6 protein-coding genes and 1 tRNA gene are annotated in these 6,638 nt (G+C 44.9%); 2 read left to right on the top strand and 5 right to left on the bottom strand.

The window, feature by feature from the left end; all coding sequences use genetic code 11:
- Positions 1–113: 113 nt before the first annotated feature.
- Positions 114–329: a hypothetical protein gene (locus DFP77_RS12470; protein ID WP_114412610.1), complete on the bottom strand. Its 216-nt coding sequence runs from the start codon at positions 327–329 to the stop codon at positions 114–116.
- A gap of 129 nt (positions 330–458) precedes the next feature.
- On the opposite strand from DFP77_RS12470, the gene DFP77_RS12465 reads away from it, so the two are divergent.
- On the top strand, positions 459–668 hold the full coding sequence (locus tag DFP77_RS12465) for a helix-turn-helix domain-containing protein (RefSeq protein WP_114412609.1): 210 nt from the start codon (positions 459–461) through the stop codon (positions 666–668).
- Positions 669–904: 236 nt separating this feature from the next.
- Here the strand turns inward: DFP77_RS12465 and DFP77_RS12460 are convergent.
- A tRNA-Arg gene (locus tag DFP77_RS12460) sits at positions 905–981 on the bottom strand.
- Between the two features lie 326 nt (positions 982–1,307).
- Here DFP77_RS12460 and DFP77_RS12450 point away from each other — a divergent pair.
- Positions 1,308–1,637 carry a c-type cytochrome gene (locus tag DFP77_RS12450; protein WP_114412608.1) on the top strand — a complete coding sequence of 110 codons (330 nt, stop codon included), beginning with the start codon at positions 1,308–1,310 and terminating at the stop codon, positions 1,635–1,637.
- 21 nt (positions 1,638–1,658) lie between these two features.
- On the opposite strand, the gene rep is transcribed toward DFP77_RS12450, so the two are convergent.
- From rep to DFP77_RS12435, 3 genes are all read right to left on the bottom strand, one after another.
- Positions 1,659–3,707 (bottom strand): DNA helicase Rep, encoded by a 2,049-nt coding sequence (gene rep, locus DFP77_RS12445; RefSeq protein WP_114412607.1) that lies wholly within the window; start codon positions 3,705–3,707, stop codon positions 1,659–1,661.
- 142 nt (positions 3,708–3,849) lie between these two features.
- Positions 3,850–4,779 (bottom strand): bile acid:sodium symporter family protein, encoded by a 930-nt coding sequence (locus DFP77_RS12440; protein WP_114412606.1) that lies wholly within the window; start codon positions 4,777–4,779, stop codon positions 3,850–3,852.
- 244 nt (positions 4,780–5,023) lie between these two features.
- Positions 5,024–6,535, bottom strand: coding sequence for a YifB family Mg chelatase-like AAA ATPase (locus DFP77_RS12435; protein WP_114412605.1), 1,512 nt, complete (start codon positions 6,533–6,535; stop codon positions 5,024–5,026).
- Positions 6,536–6,638: the final 103 nt, after the last annotated feature.

Genomic DNA, 6,638 nt, shown 5'->3' with positions numbered 1-6,638 from the left:
GTTTGGATATTGTTTGTTAGTACGTTTAGTCATTTTACACCTCAATAATTGGATATTATCCTTTATTGAAGTGTCCGGCTAATTCAACCACAACATGCTTCCCATATACCCTCCTAGTGGACACCAGCCATCAATGTGTTAATGGCAGGCGCTTTAAACATGTCTTCCTCTATCTGCTCCCAGATGTACAAAATTTTACGACCACCGAATGGTCGGAAATAATGGATACCTTCAATAAGAACCGTGTCCTTTAATTTTCGACGAATAGTCTTGCTGTCGTACTTGATGCGTCCAGAAAGTTCTTCGGTTGTTAGATATGTTTGTGACATAATATTAAACTCCTACAAGTTATTAGGATCTTCAAAAGACCTTAATGATCTTTTATAGATCATAATAGTCTTTTTTAGATCTATTGCAAGTCTTTTTGATCTTCTGCAGATCATTTTTTGAGGTTTAAGATGATAAAGTGTCACTTATCTAAAATTATGGGTGAAAAGAAACTCAAAATTTCAGACGTTTCTAATGAGACAGGAATTAATAGAGGAACTATTACACGCCTATACCATGAGACAGCCGTGCGCGTAGAGTTCGAAGTACTGGAGCAGCTATGTAATTACTTAGGATGTGGAATCGAAGACTTACTAGAAATACAAAAAACCGAAGAGTAACTAGCGAAAATTTCGATGCTTCAAATGACCTAAAAATCATTTTGGTCACCATATGGCCACATTTTGGTCACAAGTCAAAAAAGAGGCGGTTTTGGTCACAAAAAGCGAAGGACATTTGAGACAGCTTGAAGAGTGTTATTTGAAATGCAGCATTAGTACTGAAAAAAAGGAAATGGGGTATTCTTGGAAGAGTTAAACGCTAAAACCCGTGTAAATCACTGAATTAATTGAAGAAATGGTGCACCCGAGAGGATTTGAACCTCCGACCTCACCCTCCGGAGGGGCGCGCTCTATCCAGCTGAGCTACGGGTGCATATCATTTCACTTACTTTTCTGTCCTGTGCCCTACGGTGACCATTTCGGCCGATCCTTCGCCTCCGGAGGGCGACGCTCTATCCAGCTGAGCTACGGGCGCATTACGGTTGTTCGGCGTGGATTGGATTGCAAGACGCAAAGTGTGCCAGAACAAATTTGTGTGCGTATTCTAATGGAAATTCCTCAGGATTCCAGTGCTTAATGACACAAAGCCTGAGTTTCGTGTTTTTTATACACGTATCCTTCATTTACCTGATGAAAAAAGTCGAGGATAATCGCTTAATCTTTTTTACTCTGTGATGTCCATAAGGAATGCCTGTGTCGATGCCATTTCCGCTGTTCAAGCTCGCTCACGTTATCCGAATCGCCTCGGTTGTGCTCCTTTTCAGCGTCGCAAGCGCCAATGCCGCTCGCTCTGGCGAGGCGCTTTACAACAGCTATTGCATTGCCTGTCATATGAACGGTGTGGCGGGGGCGCCTAAGTTTGGCCACCCTGAAGATTGGCAACCGAGAATAGACAAGGGCATGGACGTTTTACTAAAAGACGCGATGAGCGGCTTTAAAGCCATGCCACCAAAAGGATTGTGTTTTGATTGCACTGAAGACGAGCTTCGCAGTGCGATTCAATACATGATCGACAACAGTCAAAAATAACTTTTTCGACGGTTGGCTAAATCAACCATTCAACATGGCTTTTAATGCCGACAACGAGGCTTGTCCGCGCTCTTTTTTAGCGCCTTCCCCTTCGTCTAAACGCCCTTCCCACACCAAGTCTTCTTCCGGCAATTCGTCTAAGAATCGACTTGGCAAGCAATCGATTTCTTCGCCGTATTGGCGACGCTTTGCCGCCAGTGTGATACAGAGTGTCTTTTTAGCCCGAGTAATTCCTACATAAGCCAAACGACGCTCTTCTTCGATGTCGTCACTTTCGATGCTGTTTCTATGAGGTAAAAGCTCTTCTTCGCAACCGATCAAAAACACATGAGGGTATTCCAAACCTTTCGAGGCATGAAGTGTCAGCAGCTGAACTTTGTCCTCGTCTTCCTCTTCTTCTTGGCGTTCCAACATGTCGATCAATAACAGCTTGCTGATTGCCTGATCCAACCCCGCGGTTTCGTCTTCTTCCCATGCAGACTCCATCATGCGCTGAATGGAATCCAACAAGAAGCGCACGTTTTCAATGCGTCGATCGCCAGCTTTAGACGAAGAGGTTTGCTCTTGAATCCAACCGTAATAATCCATGTCATGGATCATTTGCTCGATCACAGGCACAGGCGAGGCACCTTCTAGGCGTTGGCGTAGATTGGACATCCAACGTTCGAACTCCTGCAAGCTTTTTAATGACCGCCCTGTCACTGTGTCTTCCAGTTCTTTGTAACCTGACGCTTCAAACAAACTCACGCCGCGTTCAGTGGCAAGGTTACCAACCTTTTCCAGCGTTGCAGGTCCAATTTCTCGGCGTGGTAAGTTCACAATACGCAAGAAGGCATTGTCGTCCGATGGGTTCACCAAGAGACGTAAATAACTCATTAAATCTTTGATTTCCGCACGCGAGAAAAACGAAGTCCCGCCGTTCATCTTGTAAGGAATACGGTAGGCTTGCAGCTTGATTTCCAACAGACGCGCTTGGTGATTACCACGATACAAGATGGCAAAATCTCGATAAGGAATTTCATGACGCAAATGGCGTGACTGGATTTCCGCCGCAACACGTTCGGATTCTGCGTCTTCGTTACGGGTCACCATGACACGAATCGGGTCGCCCTCTTCGTGATCACTCCACAAAGCTTTATCGTAAATATGCGGATTGTTCGCTATCAAGGTATTGGCCGCTTTCAGGATGGTTTTAGTCGAACGATAGTTTTGCTCTAACTTGACCAATTTCAAACTCGGGTAATCGACAGACAAACGCTCAAGGTTTTCAGGACGTGCGCCACGCCACGCATAAATCGATTGGTCATCATCGCCCACCAGAGTAAAACAACGACGAAAACCGGCCAACAAACGGATCAATTCATACTGACTGGCGTTGGTGTCTTGGCACTCATCCACCAGCAAGTAGCGAACTTTGTTTTGCCAACGATCCCGCAGTTCCGCATCGGCCATTAATAAACTCACTGGCAATAAAATCAAATCGTCGAAATCCACCGCGTTGTAAGCACGCAAATAACGCTGATATTGCACATACACTTGCGCCGCTAACAGAAACTCTTCGGTATCTGCATTGGTCATGGCTTCTTGCGGCGTGGTTAGATCGTTTTTCCAGTTGGAAACCGTATTTTGACAGTAAGCGGCCGAGTCAGTTTGACCGTTAAATTCTTTATCGAGGATTTCTTTGATCAGACTAAGTGAATCTTGGGAATCAAAAAGGGTGAAGCCTTCTTTTAAACCCGCGCGGCGATATTCTTTACGAAGAATCCGTAAGCCTAAATTATGGAAAGTCGAGATACTCAAGCCGCGACTCTCTTGTTTAGACAACATGCCCACCACACGCTCTTTCATTTCTCGCGCCGCTTTATTGGTAAAGGTTACCGCGATAATGCTGTTTGCCTTAAAGCCACAGGTTTGAATCAGATAGGCTATTTTTGTGGTGATTACACTGGTTTTTCCTGATCCAGCACCCGCCAATACAAGCAAAGGCCCATCGATTTGTTTGACGGCATCTAACTGACGCTCATTCAGATTACGAAGACGATGGGATATGGATGGCAATAACTCACTCATGGAAAACTCTGGCTCGTAGGGCTATTAAAAATCAGCGCTAAGTGTACCCGACAATGAAGAATCTCGCACTGTGATAACCATGCAACAGACATAAAAAAGGGACGCACAAATGGCATCCCTTTTTTGACGCTAAGCAAATATTTTATTTATCGGTATCTTGAGCGTTGCTTTCAGCAACAGGCCGACGGCTCCAATAGCTCGCCAACAAAGATCCTGAAATATTGTGCCACACACTGAAAATCGTTCCAGGTAAAGCTGCCATAGGCGTGAAAAATTTCACTGCAAGCGCTGCCGCCAAACCAGAGTTTTGCAAGCCGACTTCAAACGCAACGGTGCGACAAACACGTTGATCGAATCCGAGTAAGTAAGTTACCCAGTAACCCAAGGTCAAACCAATCGCATTATGAATAATCACCGCCGCTGCAACCATAAGACCCACTTGAACAATCTTAGAAGCGCTCAATGCCACTACAATGGCGATAATAAGCACGATGGCAAACATCGAGATATAAGGGAAAATTGGTTCTGCCTTACGAACAAATTTTGAGAAAAACGTGTTAATTAACACACCTGCTGCAACAGGAAGCAGAACAATTTTAAACAAGCTCATTAACATACCAGCGACGGGGACATCAACACTTTGACCAATCATTATCGACACCAAGAATGGCGTTAGTATCACACCCAACAAGGTAGAAATAGCTGTCATAGAAATGGACAGCGCCGTGTCACCTTTCGCTAAGTAACACATAACATTCGATGAGGTACCACCCGCCACACTGCCCACAAGCAACATGCCAACGGTTAATTCCGTATCAAAACCAAACGCAAAGGCCACACCAAAGGCGGCAATAGGCATGACTAAAAACTGTAATAAAACGCCAACACCAACAGCTTTGCCGTTCTTCAACACTTGCTTAAAGTCCGCAGGGCTTAGCGCCAATCCCATTGCCAACATAATGATGGTCAATAATGGAACGATTTGAGTTTTCAAACCAACAAACAAATCCGGTTGGAAGAAGGCGATTGCAGATAGCAATAATGCCCAAAAGGGGAACAGCTGGATAACCATAATACAAGACTCCAATTATGCCGCTCAGTTTTGCTTCCACAAAATCAGCAAAACGAACAGACACCACAATTAATTATTATTAGTCCCATTACAAAAATCACTCTACGAAGGAGCAATGAAAATGGGCGGAGAATTGTAACTAAATGGCATGGGTTAAAACAGCATTTATCGTGTATTAACTCTTGTATAGAAGCCGCTACGTCACCATGTTATCAACCTTACTAAGATGAAATTGCAGCATATGCTATGAAGATACCGCCATGGATAAAGTTTTTTCCATCTTTCGATAGCTTAACGACTCCATTAAATGCGCTCTGGTGACGGGAGAGTCACTTAAATCCGCCAAGGTCAGCGCGACTTTTAACACTCGATGATAAGCCCGTGCCGAGAGTTTTAATTTTTCCAACGCCTGCTGCATAAACTGTTTATCGTCATGACTCAGAGCACAAATATTTTCTAACTGACGACCACTTAACAGCGCATTTTGCACGCCTTGGCGCACTCGTTGCCTTGTTACCGCGCGCTCTACTCGTTCGCGAACACTTGCACTGCTCTCCCCTTCTTCGTCAGCGTTTACTAAAACATTCGATGGTAAAGGCGGCACCTCTACATGCAAATCAATACGGTCTAAAAAAGGCGCAGAGAGTTTTTTAAGGTATTTTTGACTGGCACTAGATTGATAATAATCCTGCCCGCCACTGTAGGCTTCATTACTGGCGTTCATCGCAGCCACCAACTGAAAACGAGCCGGAAAGGTCACTTGTCCACGAGCGCGTGAAATATGAACTTCACCGTTTTCTAATGGTTCGCGCAATACCTCCAATACTTTGCGGTCGAATTCCGGCAATTCATCGAGAAAAAGCACACCGCAGTGCGCCAAAGACGCTTCTCCCGGATTAGGAATTGAGCCACCACCAACCAGCGCCGCCGCAGAACAAGAATGATGCGGAGATCGAAACGGTCTTTCAGACCAATGCCAATCCAAGCCCATTTTACGTCCCGCCACTGATTGCACCGATGCCACAGCAAGAGCTTCGGCTTCGGTCATCGCCGGCATAATGCTTGGTAAACGAGACGCCAACATGGTTTTACCAGTTCCAGCTGGACCAATAAACAATAGATTATGACCACCAGCCGCTGCAACTTCTAGGGCTCGCCGTGCTTGATACTGACCTTTTACGTCACGCATGTCTTTATGATCTAACGGCAAAGGCTCAGCTGGAGTTGACACACAAACAGGCAGTGCTGTTTGTTTTAGTAAATGTGCGGTCACTTGGGTTAAATGTTTTGCAAATACTGCATTGCCTTCTACAAGAGCCGCTTCTTGCTGATTATCTTCAGGAAGAATTAGCTGACGATTCGCCTGATGACAAGCAATGGCTGATGGCAATAAACCCGGCACACCTCGAATATCACCCGACAATGCCAGTTCACCAATAAACTCAGTATCTCGTAAGTTCAACTCTCCAAGTTGACCTGATGCCACTAATACACTAATAGCAATCGCCAAGTCATAACGACCACCCTCTTTGGGTAAATCTGCTGGCGCTAAATTAATGGTGACGCGTCGAGTAGGAAACTCAAAATGGCTATTAATAATCGCGCTACGCACACGATCTTTTGCTTCACGGACAGCCGCTTCGGGAAGGCCGACAATATTTAGGGAAGGCAGCCCATTTGAAATATGGGTTTCGACGGTAACTAAAGGAGAAGACACGCCCACACGGGCACGACTATAAATAGTGGCTAAACTCATGATCACTCCTTGATCAAAATATTTATTATGCTTTCTTATGTGAAAAACAATCCAGCTAATCACTTGATTCGTATAAACAACACATTCTTAAGAAGATCAATAG

Origin of the sequence: Marinomonas foliarum, assembly GCF_003337275.1 — a bacterium.
GTDB lineage: Bacteria > Pseudomonadota > Gammaproteobacteria > Pseudomonadales > Marinomonadaceae > Marinomonas > Marinomonas foliarum.
Note: the sequence above shows the minus strand (reverse complement) of the source record. Positions and strands in the feature narration are given on the sequence as shown.

Excerpts from the sequence above, each read along its gene's own strand:
- DFP77_RS12470 (WP_114412610.1), bottom strand. The coding sequence starts at position 329 with ATGTCACAAACATATCTAACAACCGAAGAACTTTCTGGACGCATCAAG.
- DFP77_RS12465 (WP_114412609.1), top strand. The coding sequence starts at position 459 with ATGATAAAGTGTCACTTATCTAAAATTATGGGTGAAAAGAAACTCAAA.
- DFP77_RS12450 (WP_114412608.1), top strand. The coding sequence starts at position 1,308 with ATGCCATTTCCGCTGTTCAAGCTCGCTCACGTTATCCGAATCGCCTCG.
- rep (WP_114412607.1), bottom strand. The coding sequence starts at position 3,707 with ATGAGTGAGTTATTGCCATCCATATCCCATCGTCTTCGTAATCTGAAT.
- DFP77_RS12440 (WP_114412606.1), bottom strand. The coding sequence starts at position 4,779 with ATGGTTATCCAGCTGTTCCCCTTTTGGGCATTATTGCTATCTGCAATC.
- DFP77_RS12435 (WP_114412605.1), bottom strand. The coding sequence starts at position 6,535 with ATGAGTTTAGCCACTATTTATAGTCGTGCCCGTGTGGGCGTGTCTTCT.